Origin of the sequence: Ruania albidiflava DSM 18029 (genome assembly GCF_000421225.1) — a bacterium.
Taxonomy (GTDB): Bacteria; Actinomycetota; Actinomycetes; order Actinomycetales; family Beutenbergiaceae; genus Ruania; species Ruania albidiflava.
In genome coordinates, this window is sequence record NZ_ATWL01000024.1 from 16,012 (window position 1) to 33,520 (window position 17,509).

General features: G+C 69.5%; 11 protein-coding genes. 3 read left to right on the plus strand and 8 right to left on the minus strand.

Annotation, left to right across the window (positions count from 1 at the left end):
- Positions 1–225 precede the first annotated feature (225 nt).
- The 3 genes from K338_RS23715 to K338_RS23720 all read left to right on the plus strand — a co-directional run bounded on the left by K338_RS23715 (position 226) and on the right by K338_RS23720 (position 3,739).
- Entirely contained in the window at positions 226–1,563 is a 1,338-nt protein-coding gene (locus tag K338_RS23715; protein ID WP_051154976.1) for a sensor histidine kinase, read from the plus strand.
- Positions 1,564–1,612: 49 nt separating this feature from the next.
- Positions 1,613–2,272, plus strand: coding sequence for a response regulator transcription factor (locus tag K338_RS0117650; RefSeq protein ID WP_022919487.1), 660 nt, complete (start codon positions 1,613–1,615; stop codon positions 2,270–2,272).
- Positions 2,273–2,593: 321 nt separating this feature from the next.
- Positions 2,594–3,739: an acyltransferase family protein gene (locus tag K338_RS23720; RefSeq protein ID WP_169579584.1), complete on the plus strand. Its 1,146-nt coding sequence runs from the start codon at positions 2,594–2,596 to the stop codon at positions 3,737–3,739.
- 31 nt (positions 3,740–3,770) lie between these two features.
- Here K338_RS23720 and K338_RS0117660 read toward each other — a convergent pair whose 3' ends face one another.
- The 8 genes from K338_RS0117660 to K338_RS0117695 all read right to left on the minus strand — a co-directional run bounded on the left by K338_RS0117660 (position 3,771) and on the right by K338_RS0117695 (position 17,222).
- Positions 3,771–5,801 carry a S9 family peptidase gene (locus K338_RS0117660; RefSeq protein WP_022919488.1) on the minus strand — a complete coding sequence of 677 codons (2,031 nt, stop codon included), beginning with the start codon at positions 5,799–5,801 and terminating at the stop codon, positions 3,771–3,773.
- Between the two features lie 91 nt (positions 5,802–5,892).
- A complete protein-coding gene (locus tag K338_RS24785) occupies positions 5,893–8,562 on the minus strand; it encodes a LamG-like jellyroll fold domain-containing protein (RefSeq protein WP_211218258.1) in 2,670 nt (889 codons plus the stop codon).
- Between the two features lie 241 nt (positions 8,563–8,803).
- Positions 8,804–10,864, minus strand: a complete 2,061-nt coding sequence (locus K338_RS0117670; RefSeq protein ID WP_022919490.1) for a glycoside hydrolase family 31 protein — start codon at positions 10,862–10,864, stop codon at positions 8,804–8,806.
- A 54-nt stretch (positions 10,865–10,918) separates the two neighbouring features.
- Complete coding sequence (locus K338_RS0117675; protein ID WP_022919491.1) at positions 10,919–12,922, minus strand: beta-L-arabinofuranosidase domain-containing protein; 2,004 nt, start codon at positions 12,920–12,922, stop codon at positions 10,919–10,921.
- A gap of 14 nt (positions 12,923–12,936) precedes the next feature.
- Positions 12,937–13,767 (minus strand): carbohydrate ABC transporter permease, encoded by an 831-nt coding sequence (locus K338_RS0117680; RefSeq protein WP_022919492.1) that lies wholly within the window; start codon positions 13,765–13,767, stop codon positions 12,937–12,939.
- Entirely contained in the window at positions 13,764–14,741 is a 978-nt protein-coding gene (locus K338_RS0117685) for a carbohydrate ABC transporter permease (protein ID WP_022919493.1), read from the minus strand. Before K338_RS0117685 ends, K338_RS0117680 begins: the two co-directional genes overlap by 4 nt.
- A gap of 63 nt (positions 14,742–14,804) precedes the next feature.
- Complete coding sequence (locus tag K338_RS0117690; RefSeq protein WP_022919494.1) at positions 14,805–16,067, minus strand: sugar ABC transporter substrate-binding protein; 1,263 nt, start codon at positions 16,065–16,067, stop codon at positions 14,805–14,807.
- Between the two features lie 132 nt (positions 16,068–16,199).
- Positions 16,200–17,222, minus strand: coding sequence for a LacI family DNA-binding transcriptional regulator (locus K338_RS0117695; RefSeq protein ID WP_022919495.1), 1,023 nt, complete (start codon positions 17,220–17,222; stop codon positions 16,200–16,202).
- Between the last annotated feature and the right edge of the window lie 287 nt (positions 17,223–17,509).

Consider the following 17,509-nt stretch of genomic DNA (forward strand, 5'->3'; position numbering starts at 1 on the left):
ACCCGATAGGTGAGCGGACGGCGTGCGCCACGCAGGGGGCAGGCGACGCACGCCGTCCTGGGTCAAGTTTGTCTCACTCGGTGCACGGGCGCAAACAGCATCAGCACCCGTGGATGGCCTCCCGCCCGCCCAGCAGGAGGACGCCCCTACCGTCGTTCGGGGGACAACCTCCTGGTGTCGGCTGCGGGTGAGCACTTCAATGGTCTGGTGACCACGACCGCTACTATGACTGACATCACAGCCACGCCACGGTCCCGGCGCCGCCGCGGACCGCAGCCGTTCTTGACCGCCGCATTCGGCTCCCGCGCCTGGCGCGACGTCGGCACGTTCCTGCTGATGCTGCTGACGGCGCCGTTCGGGTTCGCCTATGCGGTGGTGTGCCTGGTGCTCACCAACGCTCTGGCCCCGACGATCGTCGGGCTCTACCTGCCGGGATGGCTGGTGGTCGGCGCGCGTAGCTGGGGCCGGCTGTTCCGGGGCTTCGGACGGCTACTCGGGGTGGAGGTGCGCGAACCGGCACCCCGGCAGCGCAGCACGGGCTTCTGGCGTGGCCTGGCGCGGACTATCGGTGACGGCACCGGGTGGCGGGCTGTGCTCTTCCTGTTCCTCGCGCTGCCGCTGTCGATCCTGAGCACAGTGGTGGTGCTGGTGTTCCTGGTGGTCGCGCTGGGCTGCCTGACCTACGGCATCTGGTACCGGTTCCTGCCGCTGCAGCAAGCCGCTGACGGCAGCTGGCACCGGGGCAGCATGCTCTGGGACGGCACTCCGATGGACACCACGGGCGCAATCGCCGCATACGCGGTGCTCGGTCTGCTGCTCTGGTGCCTGTGGCCACAGCTCGCCCGTGGTTTCGCCGCTGGGTGGACGGCGCTGATCACCTTGCTGCTCGGCCCCACCCGGGCGAGCCTGCAGGTCGCTCGGCTGCAGACCTCCCGGGGCCGGACCGTGGCCGACGCCGATGCGAAGCTGCGCTGGATCGAACGGGACCTGCACGACGGCACCCAGGCCCGGCTGGTGGCACTCGCGATGCAGCTCGGGGAGGCCAAGGAGGTGCTGGCCACCGACCCGGCCGAGGCCCGCGAGCTCGTCGACGGTGCGCACCAGGCCGCCAAGGAGGCGCTCACCGAGCTGCGCGAGCTGGCTCGCGGCATCAGGCCCCCGGCCCTGGAGGCGGGACTACCGGTTGCCGTGGAGACCCTCGCAGCACGCAGCTCCCTGCCAGTGACCGTGGACCTGCCCGGAGACCTCCGGGCCGACCCGTCGATCGAGTCCATCGCCTACTTCAGCATCGCCGAGCTGGTGACCAACGCGGTGAAGCACTCCGGCGCCACCGGGGTGTACGTGCTGGTCGAGCAGCAGGCGGCGGACCTGTGGCTGCGGGTGCGGGACGACGGTATCGGCGGGGCGGCGATCGGCGTGCCTGGACCGGACGGCCACGGCAGCGGCCTGGCGGGCCTGCGGGACCGGGTGGACTCCGTGGACGGCACGTTGCAGGTGGACAGCCCGGCCGGCGGGCCGACCGTCGTGACGGTGACCCTGCCGCTGCAGGTGCACGGCCGGTGACCGGTGCACCGGCACTGCCCAGCGCCGTGGCGACGGTACTGTGACCGGCATGCGGATCGCGATCGCTGAGGACTCGGCCATCCTGCGCGACGGACTGACCGCGCTGCTGCACCGGCGGGGGCACGAGGTGGTGGTCGCTGTCGACAACGGCACCGAGCTGCTCGCAGCAGTCGAAGAGCAGGTGGCGGCCGGTACGCCGTGCGATGTGGCGGTGCTCGATGTGCGGATGCCGCCAACGTTCACCGACGAGGGCTTGCGTGCGGCGCTGGAGCTGCGCGCCCGGCACCCGGAGCACGGTGTGCTGCTGTTCTCCCAGTACGTGGAGACCCGGTTTGCGACCGAGCTGCTCCGCGGCGATGCGCGCGCCATCGGCTACCTGCTCAAGGACCGGGTCGCCGACGTGGCTGACTTCACCGACGCGCTGGAGCGGATCGCCGCGGGCCAGACCGTGCTCGACCCGGAGGTACTCAGCCAGCTGCTGCGCTCGAGCCCGGAGCGGGCCGCCCTGGAGCGGCTCACCTCGCGGGAGCAGGAGGTGCTGGAGCTGATGGCGCTGGGCCGCACGAACTTCGCGATCGCGAAGGCGCTGTACCTGTCTGCCGGGGCGGTGGAGAAGAACATCTCCTCGATCTTCGCCAAGCTCGACCTGCCCACTGACGATGCCGCGCACCGCCGCGTACTCGCTGTGGTCCGCTACCTGCAGCGCTGACCCCACCACACCTCGACCCACCTCCCTCGCCCGCGTCACCCTCAGCCCTCCCCCTCACTGTGTGAATCGATTCAGGCGACCCTTGGCACATGAGGTCGTGCTCACCGGTATCGCCCCGACGCGGGCGGTATCGCCGCCGCCGGTTGGGCAGGTGGCGACTGGGCGGGCGATGGCCGGGCCGCAGGCGGGCCGGCGGTGGGGCTGTCCCCCGCTGAGCTCTCGGGAACGCCCCCACCGGTGCGGCGGGTACCTGCATAGTCGGCCGAGCCGCGCGCTCGAAGACTGGCCAGGTCAGCAGATCCCCACCCGCGAAGGACCATCGTGGCCAGCACGCTCGCACCTCCCCAGCACCTCCCGGCGCCCTCACCGGCCCAGCACCACCCGGCACCGGCGCCACCGACCACACCCCCGCGCCGCCGCGCCCGCGACCCGTTCGTGGACCTGGTGCGCGCCGGCGGCACGCTCGGCGTGCTCACTGTGCACTGGCTGATGCCGCAGGTGGCCTGGGACGGGTCAGCGTTGACGATCGGGAACAGTCTCAGCCACGGCGTCGGCTGGCTGGTCACCTGGGTGCTGCAGGTGCTGCCGCTGCTGTTCTTCGCCGCCGGCGCGGCGGCCGGCCTGGGACCGGTCCACCCGGTCCCCCAGGTGCTGCGCCGCCGGCTGCCTCGGATGGTGGTACCGGTGCTGGCGCTGCTGGGCACGTGGCTGGCCGCCGCGCTGCTGCTCCCGCTGCTGGGCGTACCGCAGACGGCGGTGGGTCAGGCAGCCCGGATCGTTCCCCAGCCGTTGTGGTTCCTCGGGGTGTACCTGGCGCTGGTGGTCCTCACCCCGCTGTTGCGCCGTCTGGTCGGCGCGCTCGGCTGGGGCGCCCCGGCGGTGCTCACCGCGGTGCCGCTGGTCGTGGACCTGCTCCGGTTCTTCGGGGCGGCGCCGGCTCTGGCGTGGCTGAACCTGCTCGCAGTCTGGGCGGTGCCGTTCACGATCGGGGTGGCCTACGCCCGCCGGGGTGAGCCGCGGACAGGCGCGCGAACCTGGTGGGTGAGCTCCGCCGTCGCACTGGTGGCCCTGGTGGCCCTGATCGGCGCGGGACCGTACCCGATCAGCATGATCGGCATGCCCGGTGCCGCGATCTCTAACCTGGGCCCGCCCACCCTGGTGGCGCTGGTCCATGCCGTGCTGCTCACCTCGGTGCTGCTGGCGCTGCGCACCCCGCTCACCCGGTTCGCCACCGGCCCGGGGCGGCGCGCACTGGCCTGGGTCAGCACCCGGTCGATGACGATCTATCTGTGGCACCTGACCGCGATGTTCACCGTGATCGGCGTCGGGTTGCTCGGCCTGGGCCTGACGGTCCCGGCGGCCGGCACCCTCGCCTGGTTCCTGCAGTGGCCGCTGTGGTGCGTGGCCGCGGCCGGGGTGCTGGCGCTGCTGGTGCGGGTCTACCACCGGTTCGAGCAGCGCCGGTGAGCGCCGCGGCGGGCAAGGGCCCGCGCGGCAGCTACCAGGGCAGCGTCTCCGGCACCGGCTCGCCGCCGCGCACGTGCTGGTCGCAGAACGCGAGCACGGTGGTGTTCCAGGTGAGCGCGTTCGCCGGGGTGAGCACCCAGTGGTTCTCATCTGTCAGCTGCAGGAACCGGTGCGGCATCGTCTCCGGCTCGCCGTCCCAGGCGGAGACCAGGTCCCACCACATCCGCAGCGCCTCGCTGATCGGCACCCGGTAGTCGCGGTTGCCGTGGGTGATCAGCACCGGGGTGGTGATGTTCGCGGCGGCGTGGTGCGGGGAGAAGGCGCGGTACCAGTCGGCGTTGGTCTCCTCGTGGCCGTGCACCCGCATCTTTCCGGCAGCAGCGTCGGTGGTGCGGTGCTGCTGGTCCAGCGCCCACAGCCCGGCGTGGGTGACGATCGCATCGAACCGGTCGGTGTGGCCGGCGATCCAGTTGGCCATGAAGCCGCCGAAGGAGGCGCCGAGCATCGCGGTGCGCCGTTCGTCCAGCTCAGCCCGCGTGAGCACCTGGTCGAAGAGAACCTCGCACTCGCGGTAGACCACGTCCGGGCGGCGCGGCCAGCCGCGGTTCAGGCCGGTGTGCCCGTACCCGGTGGACATCGCCGGGTCGGGCAGCAGCACCGCATACCCGCGGGCCACCGCCAGCCATGGGCACCAGCGCCAGCTCCAGGCGTTGTAGGAGCCGTGCGGGCCGCCGTGCACCCAGAGCATCACCGGGGCCGGCTCGTCCGCACTGGCGCCGTGAGGCACGCACAGCCAGCCGCCCACCTGGATGCCGTCCACATCGGCGCTGACCCACTCCAGGGTGCCGGGCAGGTCGGACACCAACCCGGGGGCGGGCAGCTCGAGCCCCTGGTTGCCACCAGTCCCCGACGCTGCTGCCCCCTCACCCCCGGCGAGCAGCACCGGCCGGGCCGGGGTGGCCACGTCGCTGCGCAGGGCGACCACCTGGTCCCCGCACGCGGACAGGGACGCGTACACCCCGCCGTCGGCGATCGTGACCACCTGACCATCGTCCGGGTCGACCACCAGCACCGCACCGGAGGAGTGCAGGTCGCCGGTGACCAGCAGCGTGCCGGCCTCGGTCCAGGTGTAGCCGGTGACGGTCAGGTCGCCGACGTCCACCGCCACCTTCGGCCCACCCGCGACCGGGTGGATCTCCAGGAACGGGTAGGTGGTGTCGGTGGGGGTGGCGATCGTGTACCGGGTGACGGCCAGGTAGCGGCCGTCGCGGGAGAGGGCCGGGCCGCCGTACTGGGTGTCCTGGTCGGCGGGCAGGAACAGGCGGCGCTCGCCGGTGGCGACGTCGATGAGCGCGATCGAGGTGCGGGTCTCCCCTCCCCGGACCCGCTCGGTCCAGGTGCTGGCGACGGCGGAGCCGTCCGGGGCCAGGTCGGCGCTCGCGTTGCGCAGGGGTACCGTGCCGACGGCGGGGGTCAGGTCGTGGAGGTCGCCGTCCGGGGCGATGAGCACCAGGTGGGTGCACAGGTCGTCGACCTCGTGGTCCCAGAACCGCACCGGCATCCCGGTGTGCCAGATAGTGGTGCGCTTGGCGTCCTTGCGCGCCTTGCGCGCTTCGGCGTCAGTGTCCAGGGTGGCGCCGGGCAGCACGGTGGTGGTGGCCAGGATGGTGCCGTCGTCGGCGACGGCGAGCAGGTCCAGCCCGCCAGGAGTGGTGGCTACCACACTCGCCTCTCCCGTGGTGGGCAGGCGCCAGATCGCGCTGGTCTCCTGCTCGTCCTCGCCCTGCGGATCGGGCCGGGCAGAGGTGAACAGCAGGCTGCCGTCCGGGGCGAACAGGGGGTTGGACTCGCCCTTGGCGGAGAAGGTGAGCCGGCGGGCGGGTTCCTGACCGGTCGGGTCGAGCTCCCAGAGCGCGGAGCACAGCTTCGAGCCGTGCTCGTCAGACTCGGCGACCTGGGCAACCACACGGCCGGTGGGGCCGGCGGCCACAGCGGTCACGCGCGGGATGCGCAGGAAGGCCTCGATGTCGGTGAAGTCGTCGAAGGAGGTCGCAGCAGGCACGAGACGAGCCTAGTAGTCGGGTCCCGACTGCCACGGAGCGCGGGCGCGCCGACACAGCAACGGTGCCGGCGCGCCCGCCCTCACGGACTGCTCACTCGGTCAGGTCCCAGGGGCCGTAGGGGTCGCCCGGCTCCTGATTGCGGGTCCACCACTTCGCCGTGTACTCCTGACCGTCGTGGACAACCACGTCGCCGGCCGTGAAGATCCGGCTCGGGGTCCAGATCGCGACGCCGTCGGCGGTCTGTGCGATCTCCTGCCAGGGGCCGTAGGGATCGCCGGGTTCCTGACCCTGAGTCCACCACGTCGCCTCCCATGTGGAGCCGTCGAAGCTGACCTGGTCACCCTCGGTGTACACCGTGTCCGACGCCCACGCCTCCGGTCCGGGCCCCACCGGCTGCAGCGTCCAGAACCGGTCTGCCGTCTCCTCGTCGGTCGCGGTCGTGCTGCCGCCGACGCCGCCGCCCACGACGACCGTGCCATCACGACCGTTGCCCGAGGAGTCCACCACTGCAGTGCCCTCGGCCTCGTCGAACGCGTAGTTGAGGACATCGCCGGCCGCGGCCTGGCCACCGGCAAGTGCACTGACTTCCGCACTGCTCAGCGCGCGGGAGTAGATCGCGAGATCGTCCAACGCACCATCGAATGCCGGGTCGGCGCCGTACTGGGACTTGCCCAGGTAGTTGCGGCCCGTCGTATCGCCCAGGTCCGCCGGCGAAGCCGTGATCTGGTCGTTGGTGTCCACCGGCTCGCCGTCGATGTAGAGGGTGCCTGTGGTACCGGAGACCGTGATGGCTACGTGCGTCCACCTATCGAGGGGCAGGTTCTGCCCGTCGTAGGAGAGGCGCTGTTCTTCTCCGGCCCCGCTCGTGGTGATCGCGAAGCGAGGGCCGCTGCCAGCATTGACGGTCAGGAACATGCTGCTCCCTGAGTCCGCCCCGAGATCGAACACGCGCGACCAAGTAGGCAGCGCCGCCGGCTTGATCCAGGTCGAGATCGACCAATCTCCATCCAGGCCGCTCAGCGTGCCGTCCGGGACGCTCACGTAGGAATCGCTGCCGCAGAAGTCGAGCGCAGAGCCGATTCTCCCCGGCTGTCGCTCCCCATCGGCGGTGCAGTTGGACGTGGGCGAACCGTCCGTCCACTGGATGATGGCCGCGCCGCTCTCGGTGCTCATCTCGTCCACGGCGAGCGTCATTCCGGTCCCGTAGTTCGCCAGACGCACGCTCCCGGCCCCGTCCGGCACGAGTTGCCAGAGCAGGTCCTCGGCACCGTCATCAGCCCGGACAACAGCCGGCGCACCGTTCTGGCCCGCGGCGCCGTCCACACCGAGGAACAGGCCGCTGTCGGTCTCGACGATCCGGTACAGCCCGGAACCTGCGTCGACCAGTTCCCAGGTCGAGACGTCCGCAGCCGTGCCCGACTGCACGACAGTGCCGTCGGCGACGTCGAGGGCAAGTCCGCTGTTGACATTGTCGAGCGTATAGGTACCCGCCAGGCTCTCCGCCTCGTCACCATCGGTGACCAGCACGCGGTAGCCGTAGGCCGGGTTCATCACGATCGGGACGTCGATCGTGCCGTCCGGGCCCACGTCGTAGGTGGTGGTCGAGATGGAGATGGGTGCGTCCGTCGGCGTGGTGCGCCCGTACGACGGCGTCACCTGCACCTCCACGCGCACCTCGTCACCGAGATCCAGGGCCTCCAGCCCCTCGACCCGGACCGTGGTCGGGCCGCTGTTGCCGCCGGTGATGACCTGTACCTCGTCCTTGGCATCGTTGACCGAGGCTGCCCCGTCCAGCGGACTCTCGTTCGACGGCGGGGTGGTGGTCACCATCTGGCCTGTCATGTCGGCGTACCAGGAATAGAGCCAGTACGCGCCATTCGGGGCACCGCCGCGCTCGACGAGCAGATCACCGAGCGTGCCAGACTGGTTCCAGAACGCAAGCTCAGCGCGGTCGATCCCGTAGCGCTCGAACTTGGCGATGTAGCCCACCAGGGCGCCAGGGATGCCGACCTCCTGCGGGTGGCCATACTCGGCGATATCGATGGGCAGATCACCCAGATCGAGATCGTCGAGGATCGCACGCACCTGCTCCACGTCGCCGTAGATCTTGTCGTCGCGGATCAGTTCGTGCCACTCCAGCACGTCCGGCACGGTGTCGGTGGCCTTGGCGAACTCCAGGAACTGGCGCATGTCGGTGATGTTGTCCGAGAAGCTGGGGCCTTGGATCACCGCGTCCGGGCCGAGCAGCTCGCGCAGCAGGTTGTAGCTGAACTCCCACAGCTCCTCGAAGGTGCCGTTCTCCTCGAGCCAGGTGTTGTCGGACTCGTTCCAGGGCGCCCAGGCGACGATGTTTGTCGCCCCGGAGGCCTCGACGTCGGCGACGACGTCCCGGATGACGTCCTCCCACGCCTTGCGGTCCTCGGTGTTCTCCCAGGAGAACTGGTACGGCCATCCCGGGTAGTAGTCCACGATCCGCACGACGATCCCGGCGTCGTGCCGGGCTGCGGTGCGCCAGACGTCCAGGACGTCACCGGTTGGCTGCTGCGTTCCGTGCGGTGGCATCTGCACGAACGTGTGCGGATCGATCGGCGCGATCAGGTCGTCCGAGGGCACTCCTTCGTCAGCAATGCCGTAGAGCGAACCGCTCGCCAGGTGGGTGACCTCGCGGAACGGCTGGTCGGCGGAGACCAGCAGGGTATCTTCCGGGCCGGGTTCTGCCCCGGCAGTGCGCGCCGGGATCACGACGGCGGCGGCCGTCATCGCCAGTGCCACAAGCGCCGAGGCTCTCGCCGCGGGTCTCGTGCGACGCCGCTCGGGTGACGCCGCGATGGTGGGTCTGCTTCTCATCGTGCTACTCCGTTGTCTCGATTCTGTGCATGGGACGAGCGGCGCGAAGGGGTGGGGCGCCGCCAGCGTGCCGACGAGGCGATCGGGCGCTCATCAGCGCGCGGGTCGAGGCCGGCGGGCACCGAGGTGTCCGGTGCTGGCCTCATGTTCAACGTCAAGAGCGGTCCATGGCGCGTCGGAGGAGATGCCCCTGAGCGCCGTCGCGCAAGAAGACCGGCACGACGTCCAGCGGTGCCGCAACCTGGACCGTCGTGCCGCCCGGGTGGATCTCTCCGGTGGCAGCGTCGGTCCACCGGGCACCGTGCGGCAGGTAGACATCCCGTTCGCGGGCGCCGGACACTGTGACCGGAGCGACCAGGATGTCTGGGCCGAGCAGGTACTGGTCGTCGATCTGCCAGACTTGCGGGTCGTCGGGGAACTCGTGGAACAGCCCGCGCATCACCGGCTGACCATCGGTGTGTGCGGTGCGCATCACCTCGCGCAGGTAGGGGCGCAGGGCCTCCCGCAGGTGCACGTAGCGCTCCAGGATGAGGTAGACCTCCTCGCCGAAGCTCCACAGCTCGTTCGGGCCGCCGGAGCGCAGCCGCCGGGTGCCGTCGGCAGCAGTGATCGGTTCGTACGGGAGGCGGTCACCGTGCATGCGCATCACCGGGCTGAACGTGCCGAGCTGGAACCAGCGGACCACCAGCTCGTGGAAGGCCGGGTCGGTCACGTCCCCTCCGTGGAAGCCGCCGATATCGGTGGTGAACCACGGGATACCTGCGACCCCCATGTGGATACCGGCGGTGATCTGCCGGGCCAGGTCCTCGAAGGTGGAGGAGATGTCTCCCGACCAGGCGAGAGTGCCGAACCGTTGGCTGCCGGCCCACACGCAGCGGACCAGGTTGACGATCTCGGTCTCCCCCGCGCCCTGCTGACCTTCGAAGACAGCGCGGGCAAACGCTTGTGGGTACAGGTTGCCCACGCGCAGGTAGGGGCCGAGGTGTGTGCGGTACGCGTCGTAGTCGTAGACGCCGAACTCCGGCTCGGCCTCGTCCAGCCAGAAGGTGCGGATGCCGTAGCGGCCGTAATTTCGCTGCAGCGTGACCGCCAACCAGCGCCGGGCTGCCGGGTTCAGCACGTCCAGGAACGCGCTGGGCCCTTCGAATGCCATCTGCACATCCAGCCCACGGTCGGCGCGTACGAGCATGTTGTTCGCTCGGAGATGGCGGAAGTTCTCCGAAGCCAGGGCGACCTGTGGCCAGACGGAGACCATCAGCTCGACACCGAGCTCGCGAAGCTCGGCGACCATATCTGCCGGGTCCGGCCAGAACTCCTCCTCGAACCGGTAGTCACCCATGTGTGGCCAGTGGAAGAAGTCCGCAACGATCACATCGAGTGGCAGGCCGCGACGTCGGTGCTCCCGGGCGACCTCCAGAAGTTGGTCGGCGTTCCAGTAACGCAGCTTGCACTGCCAGTAACCGAGGCCGCGCTCCGGCATCATCGGGGCATGCCCAGTGGCATCGGCGTAGGCGGACGTGATCTGTGCCGGTGTGGAACCGGCGGTGACCCAGTAGTCCAGCTGGTCGGTCGCCTCGGCGTGCCACTCGGTGCGGTTGCGCGCGAACGTGGCCCGACCCAGGGCCGGGTTGTGCCAGAGGAAGCCGTAACCCGCGGTTGAGAGCACGAACGGCACACTCGCCTGGGAGTTGCGGTGTGCCAGCTCGAACGTGGAACCTTTCAGGTCCAGCACGTGCTGCTGGTACTGGCCCATTCCCGCGAGGTGCTCGTCGGGGTCCGTCTCGAAGGATGCGGTCAGGCTGTGCCCGTCGCCACCTGGGTGAGCGCGGAAGTGGCGGGCGCGCAGATCCAGGGAGCCGCCACGGCCGAGCTCGCGCAGCAGCACCCGGCCGGTCTCGTCGTAGAAGGCCAGGTCGCAGCGGAACGTCTCGTAACCCACGGGCTCGTGGAACCACGAGGAGGTCTCCAGCTCCACCCGGATCCGACCGTTGCGCAGCGTGGCGCCGCGGTCGTGAACCTCGAGAGCGACCTGGTCGTGCGCGTCGGGTGCCGGTGGCAGCAGCGCCCAGTCGGTGCCAGCGACCTCGCCCTCCGGAGTGGCACGGACGCGGACGCTGTTGCGCCCCCAGGGTTCTACCACGACGGTCTCCCCCGCCCCGGTCCAGATCAGCTGGTGTCCACTGATGCGTACGGAGCGGTCGTCTGGATCAATCACGGTGTCTCCTTCGACGAACGAGCAGGCTCGGGGCGGGGTCGGGGTCGGGTCGGGTCAGGTCACGGGCAGGAAGATCCGCATCGTGGACGGTCCTCGTTCGGCCCACCGGTGGTAAGGCACGAGCGGCACCGCCGCGACGGTGGGATCCTCGGCCCTCTCGGACGCCTGTCCGCCCGGGTCGGTCGCGGTGGGGTCGACGGGGTGGAACGGCACTGTGCCGGGCGCCGGATCGGGTCGGCGCTCGAGGCGGACCTGGGCGAGTGCCCCGTCGCCGGTCGGTGCCGGCACGTGGGTGGTCAGCAGCCGCACCTGTTCGAGCGAAACACCGTCGGGCAGGTCCACCGACTCCAGGCACAGCACTAGAGGTCCGCGCTCCACCGCCACGGTGCCACGGACGGCGTCGACACGCGGGTCGGCGCCGGTCAGCCGCGGTGGCATCGGGATCTCCAGATCCACCGCCTCGCCGGCGGTCAGCACTCCGGGCACAGTTGCCCAGCCGGGCTCTACCGGGTACGGCTGGCCGTCCGGGGCGGCCAGGGTGGCGCCGGCCGCCCAGTGCGGTACCCGCAGCCGCAACGACAGCTGCACCGGAGCCGGCACGTCCAGCACCATCACCCGTACGTGCCCGTCGTCGGGGTAGGCGGTCTCCACCCGCAGCGTCACCACTCGCCCACGGTCAGTGACGATGTGCAGGTCACCGGTGGCGTACTGGGCCAGGGTGAGCAGCACCTGCTCGCCGGCCTCCTCCACGGTCGCGGCGTACGTCTGCCACGTCGCGAGCGTGCGGGCGACGTTGGTCGGGCAGCAGGAGACGTCGAACCAGGGGGCACGCACCCCGCCCTCGGCGCGGGGGTTCACCGCGTCCGGCAGCACTTCGGTGCCGGGTTCACGCTGGTGCAGCGGGTTGGCATAGAAGAACGCGCGACCGTCGGAACGGGGGGACGCGGCAACGACGTTGAACAAGGTGCGCTCGATCAGGTCCGCGTAACGGACGTCGTCGGTGGCGAGCTGGAGCCGCCAGGACAGCATGACCGAGCCGATGCCTGCGCACGTCTCGCAGTAGGCACGGTCCGGCGGAAGCTCCCAGTCGTCGCCAAAGCCTTCGTCCTGGTGCCGGGAGCCCATCCCGCCGGTGATGTAGGTGCGCCGCTCGACGGTGGTGGCCCACTGCTCCTCCACGGCGCTCAGCAGTTCCCGGTCGCCGGTGTCCACGGCCACGTCAACGGCTCCCGCCGCGAGATACAGGGCGCGCACGGCGTGGCCGCGCAGCACGTGGGCGTGCCGCACCGGCACGTCGTCCTGGAAGTAGGCCGGTGCAAGCAGCGGGATCGGGGGCAAGGAACCATGACCACGACGGTCGAGGAACAGCCGCGCCTGTTCGGTGTATCGCGGTTCTCCGAGCACCCGGCCGAGCTCGGCAAGGCCCATCTCGATCTCCGGGTGCCCGCAGATCCCGGCCCGCCCGTCCGGGCCGAACACCTCGCAGACATGGTCCGCGGCTCGTCGCGCCACCTCGGTGAGCAGGTCGTAGCCGTGGCAGCGCAAGCGGGCGACGGCGGCCTGGAAGAGGTGCCCGTAGCAGTACAGCTCGTGCCCCGAGGACAGGTCGGTGTAGCGGCCGGGCTGATGGGAGTGCCCGTAGCAGGTGTTCAGATATCCGTCCTCGTCCTGGGCGGCGGCGATCCGCTCGACCAGCGCCTCCCACATCGACTCCAGTTCCGGATCACCGGATCGCCCGGACTCCCAGGCCAGCGCCTCGAGCAGCTTGTAGACCTCGGAGTCGGAGAACTGCCACCCAGGTCGAGTGCCGCCGGTGCTGCCCGCAGCCACCCGGTCGAAGTTGGCCAGCCAGCCCAGCCGATCCATCCAGTCGTAACAGTGCTGCAGGGTGGCGGCGGCGTTGGTCGCCTGCCGGCGTCCCCAGAACCCTTCGTCGAGCAGCAGCTCACCGATGCCGAGCCCGCGCCGCCGGCGGCCGGGGACCACCGGGCGGGCTCGGCGGGCGTCGGTCTGCGCCGGCGGGTGCGCCGGACGTGAACGGCTGGTCAGATCAGTCACAGGGTGCCCTTCAGTCAGTCCTTGACGGCGCCGGCGACGACTCCGGCGGCGACATAGCGTTGCGCCACGACAAGCAGCACTGCCGCGGGCACGGAGGCAACGACCGCGGTCGCCATGATCGCGTTCCACTGAGTGGTGTTGTTGCCGATGTAGTTGTAGATGCTCAGCGTGATCGGGATAAAGTCACCGTTGCGGTTGAGCGTCGAGGCGAAGATGAAGTCCGACCACGCCCAGAGGAAGGCGAACAGGGAGACGGTCAGCACGGAGTTTCGGCTCACCGGCAGCACGATCGAGCGAAACGTGCGCCACGCACCGGCGCCATCGACGCGGGCCGCCTGCAACAGCTCATGGGGGATACCGGACATGAACGCGGTGAACAACAGCACGCCGAACGGTACGGCGATCGTGGAGTCAGCGATGATCAGGCCCCAGACACTGTTCAGCAGACCGAGATTGTTGTAGACAGCGTAGAATCCCATCGCCATCACCACCGCCGGGATCATCTGCGCGACCAGCAGCAGGAAGTTCAGGGCGCGTCCGCCGCGCAGGTGCAGCAACGCCAAGGCGTAGCCAGCCGGCGCGGCGATCGCCACGGTGAGCAACACCGAGCCCAACCCGACGAACAGGGACGTGCCCAACGCGGCGAGCTGCTGGTCGAACACGGCTTGATAGCCCTCGAAGGTGGGGTCCCAAGGGAACCAGTGAGGCGGGTCAGCGCGCAGGTCGCCTGTGCGAGTGAAGGAGGCGTTCAGCATCCAGTACGCGGGGAAGAGCATGATCGCGGTGAACACGATGCCCAGACTCGTCTTCCACCAGGTCCGCCTCAGGCTGTGCCGGCCAGTCATGACGCCTCCTGTCGCCGTTGCAGCTGCAGGTGCAGGAACCCGAACACCAGCGCGATGATGATGAGCAGGCTGCCCACCGCGGCCGCCGGGGAGAAGTCCGGCTGACCGGTCCCGAAGGCTTCGCGGTAGGACCAGATGGCCAGGGTGGTGGAGGTGTCGCCGGGCCCGCCGGTGGTCATCACCCAGATGACGTCCACCACCTTGAGCGTGTAGATCAGCCCGAGGAGCAGCGTGATCGCTGAGACCGGGCGGAGCAGCGGCATTGTGATGCTCCAGAACCGGCGCCATGCGCTCGCACCGTCCAGCGCCGCGGCCTCGTAGAGCTCGTCCGGGATGTTCTGCAGCCCGGAATAGAGGATCACCAGGTTGAACGGAATTCCCAGCCAGATGTTGGCGACGGTGACCGACAACAGGGACATCCCCGGCGAGGTGAGCCAGTTGACCGGGTGAAGGCCGAACGCCGCCAGGATCGCGTTGACGATGCCGTTGTCGCTGTTCAGCATCCAGGCCCAGGTCGAGGCGGAGACGATCAGCGGCAGCAGCCAGGGCACCAGGAAGAGTGCCCGCAGCAGCGCCGAGAGCCGGAAGTTCGCGCGAAAGAAGACCGCAAGGGCCAGCCCGAGGGTGAACTGAACCGCGATCGAGCCGAAGGTGAACAGCGCGGTGTTCCGCAGCGCAGTCGGAAACGTCGACGAACGCACGACCTCGAGGTAGTTCTGCAGGCCGACGAACTCGGCATCACCCTGGACGAAGGCTCGCACGGTGTAGTCGTGGATGGACAGGTCGATGTTGCGCCACAGCGGATAGGCGTAGAACAGCAACAGGTAGATCACCAGGGGCGCGGCGAACGCTGCCGCAGTCCAGTGGCTCGGGTTCAGCCGGCTACGCCAGCGGGGGGATGGCCCTGCGGGCCGCGTGCCGGCCCGGTCACCACCGCCTCGGCCGGAGCGGATGGCAGGCGAGATGCTCGTCATAGTCCTTCCCTTCCGTGGTGGGCACCCAGGGGGCACCCACCACGGAACCGTGGCGGTCGGGAGTCAGCTGGTCGCTGCCTCGGCGTCAGCCTGTGCGGTCTCCAGTGCGTCCTGCGGCGAGGAAACGCCGGAGAGAGCGTTCTGCACCGCAGTCCAGAGGGCCTCGGAGATCAGCGGGTAGTCCGTGCCCAGGCCGTCGCTCGTGCGACCCTTGGCGCTGCGTACCGCCTCGACCCACGGTTCCAGGTCCGGGTTCTCCTCCAGCAACTGCTCCTGGCCCTCCGCCGTCGGCGGGATGTAGTAGGCGAACGTGTTCGCGGTCTCCACGAACCCTTCCGGTGTGGTCATGCACTCCACGATCTGGCGAGTCACGTCGTAGCGCGATGTGTCGGACTGCACCGGGGCAACGATGAACTCGCCGCCTGTCGGAGCCGGGGCCACGCCACCGTCCCGGGCGGGCAGCTGGATGATCCCGGTCTCGAAGTCTGCCTCGGCGGCACTGTTCACCTGCCAGGTGCCGTTCTCGGCGAAGCCGAAGTCGCCGGTCAGGAACTCCTCCCAGGTGGTGTTCTGGGAGTTGTTGATCACCGAGTTGGGGGCGTAGCCGTCGTCCAGCCAGCCCTTCCAGAGCTCCAGCGCCGCGACCGCCTCCGGTGAGGACAGGTCGGTCAGGTCGGCGCCAGCGCCCCAGAACCACGGCAGGAATTGGAAGGTTCCTTCCTCGGTACCGATGGCGGCGAAGGTGATGCCCTTGTGGTCAGCCTCGGTGACCTGCTCGAGGGCTGCGGTGAGGGAGTCCCAGTCCGTGACGGAGGCCGGGTCCACCCCGGCATCGTCGAGCACCTCGGCGTTGTAGTACAGCGAGAGCGTGTTCGCACCGATCGGGATGCCGTAGGCCTCCCCGTCGACCACGCCGGCAGCGAGCAGGTTCTCGTCGATCGCCGAGGTGTCCAGGCCGAACTCGTCAACGGTGGTGAGCATCCCGGTCTCGGCCAAGGTGGAGACCGCCGGGTTGTCGATGAGGATGACGTCCGGTGCGGCGCCCTCCTGGGCGGCGAGCAGTGCCTGGTTGGTCAGTGCGGTCGTGTCGTAGGCGGTGCGTTCGATGGTGACTCCGGCCTCTTCACCGCACGCCTGCACGCGGCCCTCCCAATCGGAGGACGCATCGTGCTGCGGATAGGGGTCCCACCAGGTGTAGGTGCCGCTGGCGGCGGATCCGTCGCCCGAGCTCTCGCCGCCCGAGCATGCGCCGAGCACGGCCATGCTGATGGCGGCCAGCGCTGCGGTGCTCACGTAGGCGCGGGTGCGGCGCTTGTGGTGCTGCATTGTTCCTCCTTGAACGGGGGGTCACCGATACGGCGGAGTTGGTGACCTCGGTGACAGTTCAAACATCGGGCGCCGTCCGTCGAACCGGTTCGCTCGTCGAACGACAACAGCCCTAGCAGGTCGAATCGGCTATCAGACCTCCGGTGGAGTCGCGGTGCTCCCGCGGTCGACCAGTTCGGGCGAGACGAACCGCACCACGTGCGGTTCGTCGGGTCCCACCTGCCCCTCGATGCGACGCACCAGCTCGCGCACGGCCATCCGACCCAGTCGGTCCGGAGCACTCTCGATCGAGGAGTAGGGCAGGGAGAACGTACGGGCGAACTCGTCCGAGTACCGCCCGATGACAGACAGGTCCGTCGGCGCAGTGACACCGCGCTCGTGCAGGACCGTGGGCAGGGCGGCGGCTGCCGCCTCGTTGTTGATGAGCAGGCCGGTCACGCTCGGGTGAGCGTCGAGCAGCGCATTCAGCTCGCGTCCGACCTCCGGCTGTCTCGAGGGCGCGAACACGGGGCGAAGAACGACACCGGATCGTCGGGCTGCATCGACTGCAGCGTTCTGCAACCGCCACACATAGGCACCACCCCGTTCGACCACGTGCTCGGGCTGTGAGACGAGTATCAGCTCCCGGTGTCCCAGCCGCCGCAGGTGGTCGACCATCAGTCGCCCTGCTTCCTCGAAGTCCAGGTCGAAGACGTCCACACCCGCACAGTTGGCCGGCAGGCCGACCAGAGCGCCGGGTTGCGGCGCATCTCTCAGGATCGGCAGGCGATCGTCGTGCTCGGCCACGTTCAGCAGCACGATGCCGTCGACCATGCGGGAGTCCGTCATCCGGCGAAGCGCACTACGCCCATCCTCCTCGGTGGCCAGGAGGATGTCGTAACCAAGCTCGCAAGCGGTGTTGGACACGCCCAGCATGTACTGGAGCATGGCGGGCGCGAACTCGTCCTCGAGGAACTGCGCCAGGAGGCCGATCACGCGAGTCTGCGCGGTAGCCAGGGCCCGCGCCCCCGCGTTCGGTGTGTAGCCAAGTTCGCGCACCGCAGCCTCTACGCGCCGCCGGACCTCGTCCGACACCGTCCGCTTGCCGGAAAGGGCGTACGACGCAGTGCTGCGCGAAACCTTTGCGATGGACGCGACATCGCCGATGGTGACCATGACACCTCCCTACAACACCTGACGCGAACCGGTTCGACCGTATCTGGTGTGTTGCAGATCGCGCAAGGGTTCATTTTCCCAAGCACCCACAGCGATCTACCTCCAAAGACGGCGAACCGGTTCGTCGATGTGCTTCTCCTTCCTGGTGGTGCAGTGCAGGCAGGCCCGGCATGCTGGCACCAGCAGCTCCCTTGCGGGCCGTCTCGACCAACACGGGCTGTTCTCGTCACCGGGACGTGGGCTCACCGGACCTACCATCGAGCGGTGTCTCGATCCACCCCGCTCTT